This window comes from Chitinophaga arvensicola, assembly GCF_900110835.1.
In the GTDB taxonomy this organism is placed as follows: Bacteria; Bacteroidota; Bacteroidia; order Chitinophagales; family Chitinophagaceae; genus Chitinophaga; species Chitinophaga arvensicola.
In genome coordinates, this window is sequence record NZ_FOJG01000002.1 from 2,065,874 (window position 1) to 2,083,303 (window position 17,430).

Annotated in this window: 15 protein-coding genes; 12 read left to right on the plus strand and 3 right to left on the minus strand. The window is 46.3% G+C overall.

Annotated features, from left to right (window positions below; genetic code table 11):
- Positions 1-21 precede the first annotated feature (21 nt).
- The 12 genes from BMW79_RS25680 (at position 22) to BMW79_RS25730 (ending at position 15,006) form a co-directional block, all read left to right on the plus strand.
- Positions 22-1,434 (plus strand): aminotransferase-like domain-containing protein, encoded by a 1,413-nt coding sequence (locus BMW79_RS25680; protein WP_089899849.1) that lies wholly within the window; start codon positions 22-24, stop codon positions 1,432-1,434.
- A gap of 103 nt (positions 1,435-1,537) precedes the next feature.
- A complete protein-coding gene (locus BMW79_RS25685) occupies positions 1,538-3,895 on the plus strand; it encodes a TonB-dependent receptor (RefSeq protein WP_177192332.1) in 2,358 nt (785 codons plus the stop codon).
- A 10-nt stretch (positions 3,896-3,905) separates the two neighbouring features.
- Positions 3,906-4,973, plus strand: coding sequence for a hypothetical protein (locus tag BMW79_RS25690; protein WP_089899854.1), 1,068 nt, complete (start codon positions 3,906-3,908; stop codon positions 4,971-4,973).
- On the plus strand, positions 4,958-5,119 hold the full coding sequence (locus BMW79_RS33995; protein ID WP_177192333.1) for a hypothetical protein: 162 nt from the start codon (positions 4,958-4,960) through the stop codon (positions 5,117-5,119). The genes BMW79_RS25690 and BMW79_RS33995 overlap by 16 nt, the downstream gene beginning before the upstream one ends.
- A 25-nt stretch (positions 5,120-5,144) precedes the next feature.
- Positions 5,145-6,293 (plus strand): PepSY-associated TM helix domain-containing protein, encoded by a 1,149-nt coding sequence (locus BMW79_RS25695; protein ID WP_089899857.1) that lies wholly within the window; start codon positions 5,145-5,147, stop codon positions 6,291-6,293.
- The gene (locus BMW79_RS25700; RefSeq protein ID WP_089899860.1) at positions 6,277-6,465 is read left to right on the plus strand and encodes a hypothetical protein; all 189 of its coding nucleotides are present in this window, start codon (positions 6,277-6,279) and stop codon (positions 6,463-6,465) included. The genes BMW79_RS25695 and BMW79_RS25700 overlap by 17 nt, the downstream gene beginning before the upstream one ends.
- Positions 6,466-6,601: 136 nt before the next feature.
- The gene (locus BMW79_RS25705) at positions 6,602-7,441 is read left to right on the plus strand and encodes a helix-turn-helix domain-containing protein (protein WP_089899863.1); all 840 of its coding nucleotides are present in this window, start codon (positions 6,602-6,604) and stop codon (positions 7,439-7,441) included.
- Positions 7,442-7,536: 95 nt separating this feature from the next.
- Complete coding sequence (locus BMW79_RS25710; protein WP_089899866.1) at positions 7,537-8,739, plus strand: MFS transporter; 1,203 nt, start codon at positions 7,537-7,539, stop codon at positions 8,737-8,739.
- A 9-nt stretch (positions 8,740-8,748) separates the two neighbouring features.
- Entirely contained in the window at positions 8,749-9,531 is a 783-nt protein-coding gene (locus BMW79_RS25715) for a siderophore-interacting protein (protein WP_177192334.1), read from the plus strand.
- A 106-nt stretch (positions 9,532-9,637) separates the two neighbouring features.
- Positions 9,638-10,210, plus strand: a complete 573-nt coding sequence (locus tag BMW79_RS25720) for a zinc metalloprotease (protein WP_089899868.1) — start codon at positions 9,638-9,640, stop codon at positions 10,208-10,210.
- Between the two features lie 431 nt (positions 10,211-10,641).
- Positions 10,642-13,458 (plus strand): TonB-dependent receptor, encoded by a 2,817-nt coding sequence (locus BMW79_RS25725; protein WP_089899871.1) that lies wholly within the window; start codon positions 10,642-10,644, stop codon positions 13,456-13,458.
- 24 nt (positions 13,459-13,482) lie between these two features.
- Positions 13,483-15,006: an alkaline phosphatase D family protein gene (locus BMW79_RS25730; RefSeq protein ID WP_089899873.1), complete on the plus strand. Its 1,524-nt coding sequence runs from the start codon at positions 13,483-13,485 to the stop codon at positions 15,004-15,006.
- A 33-nt stretch (positions 15,007-15,039) separates the two neighbouring features.
- Here BMW79_RS25730 and BMW79_RS25735 read toward each other — a convergent pair whose 3' ends face one another.
- The 3 genes from BMW79_RS25735 to BMW79_RS25745 form a co-directional block, all read right to left on the minus strand.
- A complete protein-coding gene (locus BMW79_RS25735) occupies positions 15,040-15,801 on the minus strand; it encodes a hypothetical protein (RefSeq protein ID WP_089899876.1) in 762 nt (253 codons plus the stop codon).
- A gap of 26 nt (positions 15,802-15,827) precedes the next feature.
- On the minus strand, positions 15,828-16,547 hold the full coding sequence (locus tag BMW79_RS25740; RefSeq protein ID WP_143059270.1) for a hypothetical protein: 720 nt from the start codon (positions 16,545-16,547) through the stop codon (positions 15,828-15,830).
- A 69-nt stretch (positions 16,548-16,616) separates the two neighbouring features.
- Positions 16,617-17,384, minus strand: a complete 768-nt coding sequence (locus tag BMW79_RS25745) for a hypothetical protein (RefSeq protein WP_089899881.1) — start codon at positions 17,382-17,384, stop codon at positions 16,617-16,619.
- Positions 17,385-17,430: the final 46 nt, after the last annotated feature.

A 17,430-nucleotide genomic window follows, 5' to 3' on the forward strand; every position in this document is an offset into this window, starting at 1 on the left:
GGATACAGTTAGATTTGTAATATGAGTAAAGACTTCCTGTATAATGAGATCGCCAATGGAATTGCCCGCCAGATCAGCAACGGGATCCTGCAACCCGGAGATAAGCTGCCTTCCGTAAGAAGCTTATGCCATGAGCATGGCATCAGTATGAATACCGCCAAACGCGTATTCCTGGAACTGGAAGCGCAATCGTTTATCGATGCAAAGCCACAGTCGGGCTATTATGTAAGTAAGCGGTCCTATACAAAGCTCCCGCTCCCGGAAGTAAGCCGTCCATCCTCCAGGGCCAACGACAATGAACCGGATGAACTGATCAGTAAAGTGTATGCGAATATGGGAGATGAAAACCTCACGCTCTTCTCTATCAGCGCACCATCAGGCGATCTGCTCCCCCTCGCAAAATTGAAAAAGGAAATATTGCAGGCCACACGCGAACTCAGGGAAGGCGGTACTGCATACGAACCTTTACAAGGGAATCTGAAACTGAGAAGAATGGTGGCGATCCGCTCGCTCACCTGGGGAGGCAACCTGCACGAAGATGACCTGATCACCACGAACGGCGCCATCAACGCGGTGTCTCTCTGCCTCATGGCACTCGGAAAACCGGGAGATACCATCGCGATGGAAAGTCCCTGTTATCCCGGTACCTTACAACTCGCTATCAGTCTCGGATTTAAAGTATTGGAATTGCCCACGCATCCCATTACAGGCCTGGAGATAGATGCCCTTAAAAAAGCGATTCCTAAGATCAATCTCTGCCTCCTGGTCCCCAACTTCAACACTCCACTGGGCAGCTGCATGCCGGATGAACATAAAAAGGAAATTGTGGCACTCCTCGCCAAACATGATATTCCATTGATTGAAGACGATATATATGGCGATCTGTATTTCGGGACACAACGTCCGAAATGTTGTAAGTCGTTCGATAAAGAAGGTAAAGTGCTCTGGTGCAGTTCCATTTCCAAAACACTGGCGCCAGGCTATCGCGTAGGATGGGTAGCCCCGGGCAGGTACAAAGAACAGCTGTTAAAGATAAAGTTAATCCACTCTATTTCTTCTGCTTCTATCATCCAGGAATCCGTAGCGAACTTCCTGAAAACAGGTAAGTACGAAAATCATATCCGTCAGCTTCGCCGCACGTTGCACGACAACTACCTTCATTATGCACATGCCATTGCGCAGTACTTTCCGGAAGGTACCAAAACAAGCCGGCCACAAGGCGGACTCGCTATCTGGATTGAACTCAGTAAAGAAATCAACACCAAACATTTATATGAGCTGGCCATCAAACAACGGATCAGCATTGCACCCGGACGGATATTCACACTACAAAATCAATTTGAAAATTGTATCAGGATCTGCATTGGCTTACCCTGGTCCGACGAGATAAGAAGTAAATTAAAGCAATTAGGCAACCTCACAAAGAAGCTTTGAGACGTTAACGTCATTTTTCCGGATAAGGAAAATATATTTCCCGATCTCGTAACCGGGTAGCGACAGAAAGATGTCAATTTTGCGACATCATACAAATCGCACAATGTCAATCCGATCTATCCTCGCCTGGTTACTGCTCTTTTACACTCCTGCCCTGCTGGCCCAAAAAGGCAGTGTAAAAGGACGTATTACCGCAAGCGACGGTAAACCACTCTCCTATATTACGGTAGGTGTAAAACAAACTGCCAGCGGCGCACAAACCGACGAAAACGGCAACTACATCATTCAACAGATTGCTCCCGGTAAATATACATTATCCGCATCCGCAGTGGGTTACAAGCCGGCAGAAAAAGTCATCTCTATAACCGGTGGCTCAACTATAACAGCAGACTTCCTCCTCCAAACCACTTCCACCACGCTGGAAGAAGTAGCTGTTCAGGGATACAAAAGCGGTGGACAAATCCGTAGTCAGACCATCAGCACAGCCGCTTACAAAGAACAACCCGCTACGCTCGTAGAACTGATGAACCGCGCTGCCGGCATACGTATCCGGCAAACAGGCGGACTTGGATCCCGCAGCAATTTAATGCTGAACGGCTTTCAAAACCGCTCCGTACGGTACTTTAAAGATGGCATACCACTGGATTACCTGGGTGGTGGCTTTGACATATCCCTGGTACCTTCCAACATGCTCGACAGAGTGGAAGTTTACAAAGGAGTCCTTCCTTTCCATCTCGGTGCAGACGCACTGGGCGGCGCCATTAACATGATCACCGCACAGGATACCAAAAGCTTCCTCAATGCCTCCTTTGAACATGGCTCCTTTAATACGAACCGCGTATCGCTGAATGGCTACTATAAAAATGCATCCGGTAAATTCTTCGCCGGTGTTAATGCCTTCTACAACTACGCCGACAATAACTATAAAGTAAATGTACAACAGGTAGATACCGCTACCGGCAACAAGAAAGATGCAGCAGTGAAGCTCTTTCACAACCGCTTCTCCAACTACTATGCAGAAGGATTTATAGGTATTGCCGGAAGAAAATGGGCGGATGAACTGCGCTTCGGTCTGACGGCTTTCTCCGTGGAAAGACAGTTCCAGTTTGGTTCTACGATGGATAAACCTTTTGGTGCGGCTACCGGAAAGCAGTATTCTGTAGTGCCTACCCTACAATATAAAAAGCAGCTATGGCAAGGTAAACTGGATATCAACCAGTTCCTCGTATACAATTCCCTGCATGCCAAAACAGTAGATACAGCGCACGGTCATTACGATTGGTACGGTCACTTTAGTCCATCTTCCAATAGCATTGGTGAAATATCCGACAGGGGCTCGCTCTCTGATATCACCTTTAAATACTTCACTTCCAGGACCAATCTCAGCTATAAACTCACACCCGGCCAGGTGATCAATGTAAATGTGGTATTCAATAATTTCTCCAGAACAGGAGAAGATCCTTATGGGTTCAAGTTCAAAAATGAGAAGGATGTACTCACCGTTCCTGCGAAATATAACAAGATCATTGTAGCGGGCGGACTTACCTCTACCTTCCTGGAAGGCAGGCTGCAGAACAGTCTTGCCGGAAAGTTCTACCACTATAATACCGATGCCAGCGATGCCGATTACCAGGGCAATGAAATCAGGACTAAAAACAGCAACACTGCCTGGGGCATAGCGGAAGGCATCAAATACAATATTACCCGTTACTCTTCTGCACAGTTGTCTGTAGAAACAGCACTGCGTTTACCGGAGCAGGATGAACTTTTTGGAGATGGCAACCTCAAGTTATCCAACTTTGATCTTCATCCGGAAAGAAGTCTGAATATCAATGCCGGCTACAAAATAGCGGTACCCGGACGTTTCAAAATAGAAGCCAACGCATTTTACCGCTACACGAAAGACCTGATCCTGCTGATGCCGATCAACTTTATGTATGCCCAGAGCCAGAACGTGGAAAAAGTAAAAGGCGCCGGGTTGGATGCAGATGCCAGTGTAAATATATTTTCCTGGCTGGAAGCCAGTGGCAACTTCACTTACCAGGATCTGCGCCTCGTAAACCCCGGGAATGTAGCCACCGATAAAGCCAGGTTGCGCAATACGCCTTACTTCTTTGCCAATGCAGGATTGAATGCCCGTTTCAATAAAGTACTTTTTAAAGAAGATAAAATTCACCTGTACTGGTACTACTCTTTTGTGCGGGAATATTATGTGGACTATATCCCGAAATCGGTAGAACCAGACGGCTTCCTGGGCCTGTTTGGTAAAACAAAAATAGACGCCCGCAATGTGATTCCTGATCAACAGGTACATACCGCAGGATTCACTTACTATCCGGACAAAAACCGCTATGCCATCGGCTTCCAGACCCGGAACATCTTTGACACACCGGTATACGACAATTTCCGGATTCAGAATCCCGGCAGAAGTTTCTCTTTAAAAATCTCCTACTCACTGTAAAATATAAACAATGAACAAAATCATCCAACACAGCTTAAGTATACTCACAGCAGCCATGGTGCTGGTTTCCTGCGGAAAAGACAATGACAACAACACTACTCCCCCGGATAATACAAAGGCCAGTTACATTCTCTTTACCAATGAAGCAGACCTGGCTACCGCCGGTTACATGACCGCATATACCACCATGCCCAAAGGTAACCCGAGCAACATCGGCGCCAACACCCTGCAGATGAAGACTGCCTTTGGCTTTACCAAATATGGCAGCTGGATCTTCAACCGCACCAGCATTGCCGGTGAAACCGGTATCCAGAAACTGGAAGTGGGTGCCAACGGTAAACTGAACGGCACCGGCTTCCTGGCCAATGGCGCTATGTTTCATATTGTAAGTCCTACCAACGGTTACTACCTCGATCCGGTAAAAGGCGCTATGCTCATCCAGATCTTCAACCCCACCACGATGCAGCGTACCGGTGAAATAGACCTGAACTCCCTGAAAATGGACGGCGTTACCTACCAGGCGGTTGGTCAGCATATTATCGCTTCCAAAGAAGGCAAGCTGTATGTAAGCGTTACCTATGGTACCAAAGAACGCGGTGGCTATGGCGACGATGTAGTGAATTATATCAAAATGGCTGTCATCGATATCGCTACCAACAAACTGGAAAAAACCATTAAATACGATGGGTTAAAATCACTCGGCTGGGGCGCCAGTGCCAATAAAATGTGGACCCTGGGAGATGATGGCGCACTGTACTTCTATTATACCGGCTTTAATGAAGGTATTACCAACAGCTCCATTATCCGCATTAAAAAAGGTGAAACAGATTTTGATAAAACCTGGATCCTGAAAGCAGATACCTACCAGCAACATTCCAGCATCGGCATTTCGCTGGTAAAAAATGGCAGGATCTATATTCAGCTGCCGTCTGTGGTGCTGACGCCCGATTTCAGCAACCTTGGCACGCCTATCTGGGATTACTATTCCGTTGATATCAATACCCTGAAACAAACAAAAATCACGGGCATTCCACACACCAGGTATGCACACTCCAATGAACAATGCATTACGGAATAGATGGCAAAATATATCTCTGGATGGCCAATAAAACTACCGGTGAAAATGGCTACTATTTATTAAATGAATCCACCAACAGCGCTACGTCTGCATTCAATGTAACAGATGGCGGACTCGTATCTGGTTTTATCAAACTGGATAACTGATCTGCGCTGGAAAACCACTCGTTATATGAAACTTAAATCCGCCAAACGTTGGTTCGAATGGCATAAATGGACCAGCCTGATCTGTACGCTGTTTATGCTGATGCTGTGTATCACCGGTCTTCCGCTGATCTTTCATCACGAACTGGACGCAGTACTGGAAAAAGAAGTGGTGGCACAGGTGCCTCCCGGCGCTCATAAAATGAGCCTGGATTCCCTGGCCGTCATTGCCGGTAAACAGTACCCTACCAATAACATCAGGTACATTTTCTGGGATGAAGATGATAAAAACAAAATTGTATTCGACCTGGCGCCAAAGCCAGATGCGCCACCGGAGCAAAGTAAGTATGCCATGCTGAATGTGTATACCGGTGAGTTGCTCGACAAGCCCACCACCGACGGAATCATGGATGTGATCCTGAAAATTCATATGAACATGTTCCTGGGCATCCCCGGCAAACTGTTTCTCGGACTGATGGGTATTCTCTTCGTGATTGCCATTGTGACCGGAGCCGTGCTGTATGGCCGTATCATGAAAAAGTATGATTTCGGGATGGTGAGAAAATACAAATCGAAACGGTTGCAATGGCTGGATACACATAACCTGATCGGCATCGTTACGCTCACCTGGGGCAGTGTAGTGGGTCTTACCGGTATTATCAACTGTATGTCGGATGTAGTGCTGGCACTCTGGCAACAGGGACAACTGAAAGAAATGGTAGCGCCTTATGCACAACAGCAGCCGCTGACCGGCAAACTGAGTTCACTGGATGAAGCCATGGTAGTGGCACAACAGGCAGCGCCGCATATGGAGCCACGTATTGTTACCTATCCGGGAACGATGTTCTCCAGTAAACATCATTATGCCGTATTTATGAGAGGCAACACCGCTCTCACTGCCCGCCTGCTGATGCCGGCGCTGGTAGATGCAAAAACCGGCAAACTCACTGATGCAAGGCGTATGCCCTGGTATGTAAATACCCTGTTTTTGTCCGAACCACTGCACTTTGGCGATTATGGCGGCATGCCCTTAAAAATTATCTGGGCCGTTTTTGATACCGCCATGATCATAGTACTAATTACAGGACTCTATCTATGGTTTGCCCGGCGCAAAGCCAGCAGACTACAATGGACCCGGTTAAGCGAAAAAATAACAGCCGATGAGGAAGAATACTAATACCACACTTCACGTATGGGGCAAACCACTGCTCGTGGCGTTGTTATCCATCACCGGGTTAATCACCGCACTCGTTGGCGATGGCTACTGGGACGCTTTCTCCTGGCTGGCCTTAGGCATTCCTTTGGTGATGATGGCCGGACATTATTTTTATCCGAAGAAAACGGAGTAATCAGCTGCGTCTATATTTATCATATCCGCCAGCAGCATTATACAGGAGGCAGTATCTGAAAATCGGTACTGCCTTTTTTACTTGTTTACAAACTGTTGGGTAGTATATCCTTATTTTTACAGCAGAACAGGACACCATGACAAAGCATCCTATTTTATTACACAAGGGCGAACTCACCGAGCCGGGTGTTGACGTAAAAGCAATGACAGTGATAGGGTTGCATAAAAGAGTGCAGCTGCCGCACAGGGATGATCATTATATGTTTATTATCCAGCAGAAAGGCAACTGTTTATGGGAGCTGGATTTCAATGAAGTAGCCCTTTCCGGTCCGTCGCTTTGTTTCGTGACGCCGGGACAGGTACACCGGTACATCGACCATAAGAACACAGAAGGCTGGCTGGTATTTGTGGATAGTGAACTGGTGCCTACTGCTTTCCGGGAAATATTCGATACTTATCTGAATAGCCACCAGTCGGTTGTGGTAAAAAAGGACGATGCGTTCTTCAACATCGTGTCTCTGCTGGAAGATACGCTTCATCAGTCGTCCATACCACTCCGGAATACCCTGATCAGTTCTATGGTAGCCAGTTTAACAGGATTAATCGCATCTAAAATCATTCTATCCAGACATGCCGGCAATTTCCTGGGTGGGCAAAAGTATAATACCGTTATCCGTTTCAAGCAGCTGGTGAATGCGAAATGTAAGGAATTAAAACAGGTGAAGGCTTATGCTTCACTACTCAATATCACACCGCTTTACCTGAACGAAGTAGTAAAAGAAATCACGGGGTTTCCTGCCAGTCACTGGATACACCAGGAAATTTTGCTGGAAGCAAAACGTTTGTTGTTTTATTCCACCTTAGACATCAAAGAAGTAGCTTATGAACTGGGCTACGAAGATCATGCTTACTTCTCCCGCTTTTTTAAAAAACAGGTAGGATTAACGGCCTCCGAATTCAGGGCTAAAAACCATTAATTGTCCAATCATAGCCATTGGATGGCTATCCTCTCCTCTCTGGCTGCAGGCTAATTTTGTATCCGTAAAATTTGATGTAATAAATACGATACAAAATGACAACAAAAAACAAGATAGCATCCATCGCGTTAACTCCCACCGCCACGGACAAGCATTTTACACGGGTGATCACTGCTATCATCATATCCGTATTTGCTATCTATCTTACTATCGGCATGACTTTAGGCGTACTTCCCGGTTTTGTAAAAAGCGATCTTAAGTCTGGCAACCTGGTAGTGGGCCTGGTGATAGGATTACAATCACTGGCCACCTTACTAACAAGGGCATACGCCGGGAAAATCACAGATACCATCGGCGCCCGTACCAGCACACACCGGGGAATTTCAATGGTGATGCTATGCGGATTGTTATACATCACCGCTGCCGGCTGGGGTGGTAATCCTTCACTGGCACTGGGTCTTTTGCTACTATCCAGGATCGTACATGGCATCTCTGAAAGTATGGCCGTAACCGGTACACTAACCTGGGGCATAGGTCTTTTAGGTGCGCAGAAGTCCGGCAAGGTGATGACCTGGAATGGGATTGCTATGTACGCCGGCATTGCCATAGGCGCGCCGCTGGCCATCTGGATGAAAAATACGATAGGGATTACTTATGTATTCGCAGCCATCCTGCTGCTGTCGGCTATCAGCTGGCTCGCCACCATCAGGCTGCCTGACTTACCGGTAGACGCGGCGCATATCCGGACTCCCTTTTATAAAGTAGTAGGACTGATTGCCGGCCAGGGACTTGGGCTCGCATTTTCTTCCATTGGGTTCGCCTGTATTTCTTCGTTCATTTCCCTGCTGTTTGCCGCCAGGAGCTGGGGCGATCCTTCCATGGCGTTTATCACGTTTGGCGCCTGTTATGTGCTGACCAGGATCTTTTGTTCCTCCTTCCCCGATAAATATGGTGGCTACAAAGTGGCATTGGTATCGTTAACAGTACAGGTAGCCGGACAACTACTGATTGCTTTTTCATCTTCCAGAATAATGGCCATACTTGGATGTAGCCTGACCGGTATAGGCTTCTCCCTGATATTTCCGGCTTTGGGTGTACTGGTGGTGAAGAAAGTAGCACCGCAAATGCGCGGCACCGCACTCGGCGCCTACGCCGCCTTCTTTGATCTTTCGCTCGGACTGGCAGGCCCGATAGCGGGTATTATTGCCGGCAGATTTAATTATGAAGCCGTTTATCTTTTTGGCGCAATCAGTTGCCTGCTTGCCATCTCCGTTTTATTTATTTATAAAAACAAATAACCATTTATCATGGACATCATACAAAAGAAAATAGTACGTTCTGTTTTTACGGTCAAAGAAAAAATCTTCGTCACGCCACATTACATCCGCGTCATATTCGACATGTCGGATGAGCAGCTGGTCTTATTCAGCGAGGTCACCATCGGGAGGAACAACAAAATATTCATACCACCCTTTGGCGCCGGCACGGTCGATTTTCCCGATGAAACGGGGGCGTCCTCTTCTATCCGGAGAACGTATACCACTAGGCATATCGATTTCGGAAAGAATGAAATGTGGATCGATTTTGTGGCGCATGGGGATAACGGGCCTGCATCTTCCTGGGCGCAACGGGCCGAAGCAGGCCATATATTAGGCATTGCAATGAAAGTAAGCGACAAACCATTACTGCCGGAAGCGGACTCCTATCTGCTGATCGGCGATAGTACCGCCATTCCGGTAATAAGCGCGATGCTGGAGCAGCTGCCGGAAGGCGTAGATGTGAAAGCTATCCTGGAGGTGCATGGCCCGGAAGATGAGATCGGACTTTCTACCAGGGCAGATTTACGTGTTGAATGGCTGCATAATCCTGATCCGTCAAGGGAAAGTGAACTGGCCAGTTTTGTCAGTACCCGGTCCCTTCCGCAGGGAAAGCGGTTTGCCTATATCGCCGCTGAATACGATACAGCGAAAGCGTTGCGCCAGTATTTTAAAGAAGAACAAAACTGGTCAGCAACCGAATTTTCAGCGGTTTCTTACTGGAAGCGTGGCGAAGCAGAAGAGGAATCTGCAGCAACACGCAGGGAAAAGTAAAGGACATACCATAACCGGAAGGAATAAACGTTAAATGAATGTATAATACCGGGAACAAATAATTTATATTTGTTTCAAACATCCATTTACCTATACCTTACTTATCATGATCTGGGACATCCTTATATTCCTGCTTATTGCTCTGTTGATCTTTATTGCGCGTTTTTTAACCATCCTGGTCCATGAGTTGGGACACGCCGTTCCTGCCATGATTTTTACAAGGCAGCCTGTTGCCATCTACATCGGGTCTTTCGGCGATGATGAAGGCAATGTGCAATTCAATAAAGGCCTGCTGGAAATAAATATCAAGCGGAATCCTCTGTTATGGAGAAAAGGATTGTGTGTCGCCTATGATGACGACATGAACATCCGGCAGCGACTCATCCAGGTGCTGGCGGGTCCATTGTCTTCGATAGTGATAGCGGGAATAGCGGTTTGCTTTTCGGTGGTATTCGATCTGCATGGTTCTATCAAACTCATATCCGGTATTTTTCTGTTCTCGGCCATGTTTGATCTGGTCCTTAACCTGTACCCCAGAACAATGCAACTTGATAATTACAGCACCCTGGATACCGACGGAAAACAGGTACTGAACCTGCTACGGGATTGGTCTTACGAACGGTCCATGATGAAAAGAAAGAAACGCTATCCCTCCAAAAATAACCTGAGAAAAATATAGCCCTGTTATCATCTTTCCGCAGCTACTTTTCCCTTCCGGGAGAAGTAGCTGTTCTTTTTGTACCCCGTATATAACCGGATCGCTGCCCTTTTGCCTCCCCGGAATTCGATAATGTTTTGATAACATTGATCTTTATTATTTTACTGAAAAGAAATTTAATTTCACATAAAGAAATAAATCATCCACCTATCAACAACATCGAAAAGCAAAAAATGTACGGCACCTATATGTAAAAAACAGCGGCTTCCATTCACTACATCATCTACCAGTATACCGGAAAAAGCCGGTGAGGCATTTCTTTGTCCGAAGGCCATGACAAAGGATCACGACCACTCAAACAGGTACTAAAAACGAACAACATGTGTATGCGGGGAAGCCCGTGAGCAGATTGCTATGCCCTGACATTAAAAAACAATAAACCACTGACAGACATGAAAAATATTTACCTGACCATTACGATGCTTTGTATGAGCATCAGCACCATCCTTGCCCAGGGAACATTAAGGGGCAGTATCACCGATGGCAGCAACCAGCTGGCCTATGCTACCATCAGCATCTCTTTGATAAAGGCACATACGGTAACCGGCCTGGATGGAAAATTTTCTATCGCCCTGCCCGAAGGCAAACACCTGGTGTCTATATCTATGGTAGGCTATCGCAAACTGGATACACTCATTCAGATCACTAATGGCGCATCAACTGATATTGGTGTTATCAACCTGGGCGCAGGAACCGCCTTGCAGCAGGTAGTCGTAAAAGAGATGTACAGTTCCGGAGAACGGAAGGCCATCGCTATGAAAAGAAATGCTACGGCCATTATGGATGTTGCCAGTGCCGATGCCATCGGAAAGCTGCCAGACATCAATGCAGCAGAGGCCGTACAAAGAATTCCCGGCGTGAGCATTGACCGCGACCAGGGAGAAGGCCGTTATGTAACCGTAAGAGGTACCCCATCGCAATGGAGCTCTACTACCATTAACGGCGACCGTATGCCCGCCGCCAAAACCTCCGGCGACCTGCTGGGCAACCGCACCGTTCCCATGGATTTATTGCCATCGGAATTCATTCAGTACATACAGGTAGTGAAAGCCATCACCCCCGAATACGAAGGTGACGCGATCGGTGGTACCATTAACTTTATTCCACGCACCTCGCCCGAAAAAAGAACCGTCCGGGTAATGGCCGCACTTCCTTATGCAGCAAGACCAAATGAAAAACTGGGCTACAATGGCAGTGTGCTGTATGGCGACCGCCTGCTGAAAAACAAACTTGGTTTTCTTTTACTTGGCAGCGTTAATCAACGTACCTATGGCACAGATGATTATGAAGTGGTTTATGGAAATGAATTACATAATGTGACTACCCTTGATGTCAGAAATTACCAGGGTACCAGAACCAATAAGGGTTTAAACGCAGCGATTGACTACCAGATCAGCCCAAAAACAAAAATCTATGCCAGGGGATATTATACACAGCTGCTGGATAACGAAAGGAACCGCAAAACCATGCACTACTTCGACCGCGCTACCAATAACGCGGTGCTGCGCTGGAACGTAGTGGATTATTACTTTAAAAATTACGGTGGAGAAGCGGGTATCGAATCTTCTCTCAGCAGCAAGCTGAGTATGAATGCACGTGTTGCCTGGTATAAATCCTGGGCCGGCTATAAAGGGCCTTCTTCCGTTGATAAGGATATGCGCGGTTATTACTATGGCAACTGGATACAAACCGTGAAATATGATAACCTCGTTAACATAAAAGGCAAGGATTATAAATTCCTGAAAGGCGATGGTCCGGAAGGTTACCAGGGAGATGATCCGCAGAACATCCAGCCGCATTTTTCTGCATCTACTCCTTACAATCCTGACAACTACTACCTGGACAGGTTTGTTACCTCTATCCGTAACATCACAGAGCAGGATAAAGTGGCGGCTGTCGATTTTAAATATCAGGCGCAAAATAACCTGCTCTTCAAGTTTGGCGGTAAATTCAGGTATAAAACAAGTACCTATGACTACCGGTATGTGACCTGGATATATAAAGCAGGCGCACCGAAGGCCTATCTTCCCCTATGGGAAAAAGAAGCATTTCCAGCCAGCAACTGGTTTCCGGAACTGCATAACGCCTACGACAACCTGAAATTCAATTATCCAACGGCACAGTCGTTTATCAATCCCAACAGCATTCCTTCGGTAGCACAAAATCTTACCTATACCGTCAACGATGCTACGAATTCTTCCTATGCTACCGGAAATTATGATGCAGTAGAAAAGGTGGGCGCCGCTTATGCCATGGGAGAATGGGATCTGACGTCCGAACTGAAAATGGTGGGTGGCCTGCGCTTTGAATATACTTCAGACAGATCCAACAGCTTTGTGTACAATGATATCACCAAAAAAGTAAGCCCGGTTTCCGGCAGCAAAGATGTACCTGCTGTACTTCCCATGTTGCATTTCATTTATAAACCGAATGAAAAAACGGATGTACGTGCCGCCATCACCCGCACTTTCGCCAGACCGGCATTTAATGAGATCAGTCCAACCACCAGGGTCAATCCAAATACACTGACCACCACACTCGGCAATCCCGGTCTGAAGCCTACTTTCTCCTGGAACTTTGATGTGATCGGTAGTTACTACCTGAATAGTACCAGCTATTTAACGGGCGGCCTGTTTTACAAAAAAATCAAAGATGCCATTTATACGCAGTCGTTCACCCAAAGTCAGACGATTGAAGGAACGACCGCCAACTACCAGGTATCTCAACCGCTGAATTCTGATAATGCCAAACTGTACGGCATAGAACTCGGCTACAATCAAAAATTCAGTTTCCTTCCGGGCATATTGAGCGGACTTGGGCTCAACCTGAACTACACGTATACAAAATCAGAAACCACGCTCAAAGACCGGCCGGGAGAAAAGATCGGTTTATTGAACCAGTCGCCCAATATTATCAATGCTGCCTTATTTTATGAAAAAGGAGGTTTCTCTTTCCGGGTGGCAGCGAACTACCGCCAGGCTTTCTTAGTAGATGTACGGGATAACAGTGGAGCGGACCGTTACCAGGACAAGGATTTTCACCTGGATGTAAACACATCCTATAATTTCCCGAAGAATATCACGCTGTTCCTGGACGCCAACAATCTTACCAATCAGCCGCTGATATACTATCATGGCGTAAAAAGCAGGCCTGAACAAACAGAGTATTACTCAGCAAGAGGCCGCATCGGCGTAAACTGGGGTTTCTAATTTCAGCTATACAAAAAGACCATCATGCTTACATCCAGAAGGAAATTTTTATTATCTGCTGCCGTGCTCATGCCGCTTCCCAGGCTGTTGTCGGCCACCGCGTTGCTGAGTGAAAACTATTTCCGGCACGGCGTGGCATCGGGAGATCCGCTGCAGGACCGCGTAATTATATGGACCCGGATCACCACACAACGGTACAACTACGGGCCGGTGATATGGGAACTGTCAGCAGATCCGGATTTCAGCAAAAGGATAAAGCAGGGAAATTATCAGCTTTCAGCAGACAATGATTACACCGTAAAAGTAGATGTAGAGGGCCTGCAACCAGGACACACTTACTATTACCGGTTTCAATATAACGGCGCCAGCTCTCCGGTTGGCGCCACCCGCACCCTGCCCGATCACCTGGATGACCGTGATCTGAACATGGCCGTTGTAAGTTGCAATAATTGGGAAGACGGCTATTTCAATTCTTTCCGTTTCATTGCACAGAAAAAGGAGATCGACCTGGTATTACACCTCGGTGATTACATTTATGAATATCGCACCGGCGAATACGGCAACAAAGCATCCGGCAGAATTCATGCGCCGCTGCATGAAACAGTTACGTTGCAGGACTACCGGCAGCGATATGCACAATACCGTACCGATCCTGATCTGCAATTGCTGCACGCAGCAAAACCGTTTTATATGATCTGGGACGATCACGAACTGGCAAATGACGCTTACAATGACGGCGCAAAGAACCATCAACCCAATGAAGGCAGTTGGGATGTCCGTAAACAGGCCGCCATCCAGGCTTACCTGGAATGGCTGCCGGTAAGGGCAAAAACGGCTGGTGAAATTGTCCGTAAGTTCACCATTGGCAACGACCTCGAACTATTCCTGATGGATGAACGAACCCATGGCCGCACAAAGCAACTGGATATCACAGAAGCAGGTTTTGAAGGATCTGACCGGAGCATCATTGGCGCCGGTCAATACCAATGGCTGGCAGACAATTTACGTAACAGCAAAGCCAGATGGAAGCTGATCGCTAACCAGGTGATGTTTGCCGGCTATAATGTAGCTCCCGGTTTCAAATTGCCAAAATACAACGACTGGTGGCTGGGATATCCTTATGAACGGGGAAAGATCATCCGCCTGCTGGAAGAAGAAAAAATAGCCAATGTTATTTTTTTTACCGGAGATCACCACGAATCCTTTGTGCTGGCATTGCATCCCGAAAAGGAATTCATGCAATATAAAAAAGGGTTCGAAGAAAAGCCGCTGGCATGGGAATTCCTCACTCCCTCTATCACCTCGAAGAACGCCGACAGGCTTTCATCCGAAGAAATAAAGGTGTTCGAGGCAATGTTGTACAAGAAAGATATTAACCCACATCTTGCATTTGCAGATATCAAGAGCCATGGTTATTATATCGCGACCATCAACAAAAATAAATGCCAGGTTGGTTATCATTTTGTTGATAATGTACTTAGCAGGGAGGCGCGGGAGCGGGCGGCGGCTACATTTACGATAGACGCAGCAACGTTTGCTATTTCCTGAGAAAATAAGAATACCAGGGCGGTAAAACAGCAGCTATTTATTCCTTTCCAGTTGTTGCAGGCGCCTGTCCTGGTCTTTTAATAATTGCTGCTGCTCTTTTATCAGTTTATCCTGTTCGATCAGGTAAAGTGTCAGTTCCTCTATTTTCTGGAGTAATGCAGCCTGATTGGAAGCGATATCCAGCCCTTTATCCGCAACTTCTTTAGCGGAAGGGATTTGAGGCAGATGCTTATATGTCCTGATAAAGTCCTCTACCTGTTGTAAGGATGGTAACGGATATGAAACATCAAATACATAGTCGGGCCAGCCACTCTGCAACTTTACCTTCACTTTTTCCGCGAGGAAATCTCCGGCAACGGCCAGTTTGTAACCAGCAGGAGGTTTTGTACCAATACCCACACTATTGGCAGTATTAATGAAAATTGCGGGGCTGGTTTTATATGCCAAAGTTGCATAAGCGTATGATTCCGGCGCCGTGGTAATATAAAATCCGGGACCAAATGCATCAACGGCAGTACCCATTTTCACCCCATACGAAATACTGTCGGTTCTGTGATGTACAAACTCGATCGCTGCATTTCCGTTTCCCTCCTGGCCCAGGGATAACCGTTCAAAGTTATAGGTACCGGGAATGGTTATTTTACTTTGATTATTGGTGGAATAGTTCCCGATCTGTAAAGCCGATTGAGGCTGCAGTGTGCCGATTCCTACATTGCCGGTGCTTTCCAGTTTGTTTTGGGCAATGGCTGCATAACTAAAAAAAATAATCGTAACAAACAATTGAATTGCTTTCATGGGTAGCTACTAAATTTTGAAAAAGGTTATTTATTGCTTTGAAAAAGTAAGGTCAGACATACTACGGTTAGCACAATACCGGAAATAATCAACCACTTACCTTTATTTTTTGCGTTAGTTGAAAATGCATCTGCGCGGGAACCATCTGGCAGTGTCTTTTTTGTCAGCAGTACAAATGCCCCGATAAAGATGCCGATAAAAGAGAAATAGGTAAAAAAAGCCATGGGGGAAAGCCAGAGAAAAGGAGAAAGACTACCGGTTAATAGCCAGATGCCTGGTAGCTCCTGTGGTTTAGCAAGGGTTGTTAAGCGGCTGTTCCCGAGCGCCTGTATTTCTTCCGGGGAATATGAAATACCCCGCTTCTCCAGCAGTTTCAGCGCCAGTGCAAAATCAAAATCACCCCATTCATCTTTCTTGATAATTACTTCTTTCAATTCTTCTGTAGAAAAGGATAACAGGTAATAGTCAGGTTCTACATCCTCCAGCGACACGCGGATGCGGCTTTTCAGGAGTGCATCGGCGGAAGAGAAATAATCAGGAGGAATTTTCACCAGGTGCCGCTGATCAAAGTTCTGGCCCATATATACTTTATCAATCAGCACCACTTCTTCTTCATAGTGTGCAGGGATATCGTTTTCCTGCAAAAGAACGATGATTTCGGCGGCTTGCTCTGCAGTATGAAATCTTTTGAAGGTAAGTTGCGCTGTCATAGGTAAGGTATAGGGCATGAAGATACTGTTTTGCATAATAATTTGCAATTTCCAGGTACCTGTCCATGAAGTTATCATGGCGCTGTGGAAATGATGCTTTGAATGTTACTCATAAGTATGTTCAACGATATCGATTACTTTTTGCTGGCCTTCCAGCCATTTCGTCCAGCCATCATAATTTTTCGAACTATCGAAATTAAACTCCCGGCCAAAACCCTTTTTCAGTTTGATCCATTCGCCCTTTACAGCGGTCACTGTAAATGGCAAAAAGGTCTTTTCCCTGTTCTCAAATATTATCTTGCCATTGGGCTGATCATAAATGACAAGGTTTTCTTTGGTGATAAACTCCACCCGTTTTAAGTACCGTTCCCAGGTTTCAAAAAAATACCATTTCGGATTGTATTGAATGCCCGGGCAATTACTGCAGCTATGGTCATACAGTTCTTTTTCTGAGGTGTAATACGCGCTGGCCGCATTTCTTTTGACGATAAAGGTTTCGCCCGTTTCTTCGTTGGTAACAATTTTAAAAAAAGATGCGGTAGTGTCTGTCACGCGGAATTTCAGTTCCGGAGAAAACCGGATCAGCCCCATCTGAACGTTCTTTTTACCTGCTTCGTAGCTATCTCCCCCGCTCATCACATAAGGCTTCAGACGGATTTTCGAAATAAAGGAAGTTACCCCGGATTTTGCCACCTGGAATTTCAAGGTATCAAAAGGCATGTTGTCTGTATAGTTTTTATACAACGGAACAGGATACAGTGTGTTTACTGTCAGCAGGCCTGTGCCGATCATTTTCTCCGGCGTCCGTTGCTGGCCCTTTCCACTACAGCAGGAAAATATCATGGGAACCAATATGGTCAGGTATTTATACATTGTCTTTGTTGTTATGCATGATCAGGGAAAACAGGAACACCCGGTG

Excerpts from the sequence above, each read along its gene's own strand:
- BMW79_RS25680 (WP_089899849.1), top strand. The coding sequence starts at position 22 with ATGAGTAAAGACTTCCTGTATAATGAGATCGCCAATGGAATTGCCCGC.
- BMW79_RS25685 (WP_177192332.1), top strand. The coding sequence starts at position 1,538 with ATGTCAATCCGATCTATCCTCGCCTGGTTACTGCTCTTTTACACTCCT.
- BMW79_RS25690 (WP_089899854.1), top strand. The coding sequence starts at position 3,906 with ATGAACAAAATCATCCAACACAGCTTAAGTATACTCACAGCAGCCATG.
- BMW79_RS33995 (WP_177192333.1), top strand. The coding sequence starts at position 4,958 with ATGCATTACGGAATAGATGGCAAAATATATCTCTGGATGGCCAATAAA.
- BMW79_RS25695 (WP_089899857.1), top strand. The coding sequence starts at position 5,145 with ATGAAACTTAAATCCGCCAAACGTTGGTTCGAATGGCATAAATGGACC.
- BMW79_RS25700 (WP_089899860.1), top strand. The coding sequence starts at position 6,277 with ATGAGGAAGAATACTAATACCACACTTCACGTATGGGGCAAACCACTG.
- BMW79_RS25705 (WP_089899863.1), top strand. The coding sequence starts at position 6,602 with ATGACAAAGCATCCTATTTTATTACACAAGGGCGAACTCACCGAGCCG.
- BMW79_RS25710 (WP_089899866.1), top strand. The coding sequence starts at position 7,537 with ATGACAACAAAAAACAAGATAGCATCCATCGCGTTAACTCCCACCGCC.
- BMW79_RS25715 (WP_177192334.1), top strand. The coding sequence starts at position 8,749 with ATGGACATCATACAAAAGAAAATAGTACGTTCTGTTTTTACGGTCAAA.
- BMW79_RS25720 (WP_089899868.1), top strand. The coding sequence starts at position 9,638 with ATGATCTGGGACATCCTTATATTCCTGCTTATTGCTCTGTTGATCTTT.
- BMW79_RS25725 (WP_089899871.1), top strand. The coding sequence starts at position 10,642 with ATGAAAAATATTTACCTGACCATTACGATGCTTTGTATGAGCATCAGC.
- BMW79_RS25730 (WP_089899873.1), top strand. The coding sequence starts at position 13,483 with ATGCTTACATCCAGAAGGAAATTTTTATTATCTGCTGCCGTGCTCATG.
- BMW79_RS25735 (WP_089899876.1), bottom strand. The coding sequence starts at position 15,801 with ATGAAAGCAATTCAATTGTTTGTTACGATTATTTTTTTTAGTTATGCA.
- BMW79_RS25740 (WP_143059270.1), bottom strand. The coding sequence starts at position 16,547 with ATGCAAAACAGTATCTTCATGCCCTATACCTTACCTATGACAGCGCAA.
- BMW79_RS25745 (WP_089899881.1), bottom strand. The coding sequence starts at position 17,384 with ATGTATAAATACCTGACCATATTGGTTCCCATGATATTTTCCTGCTGT.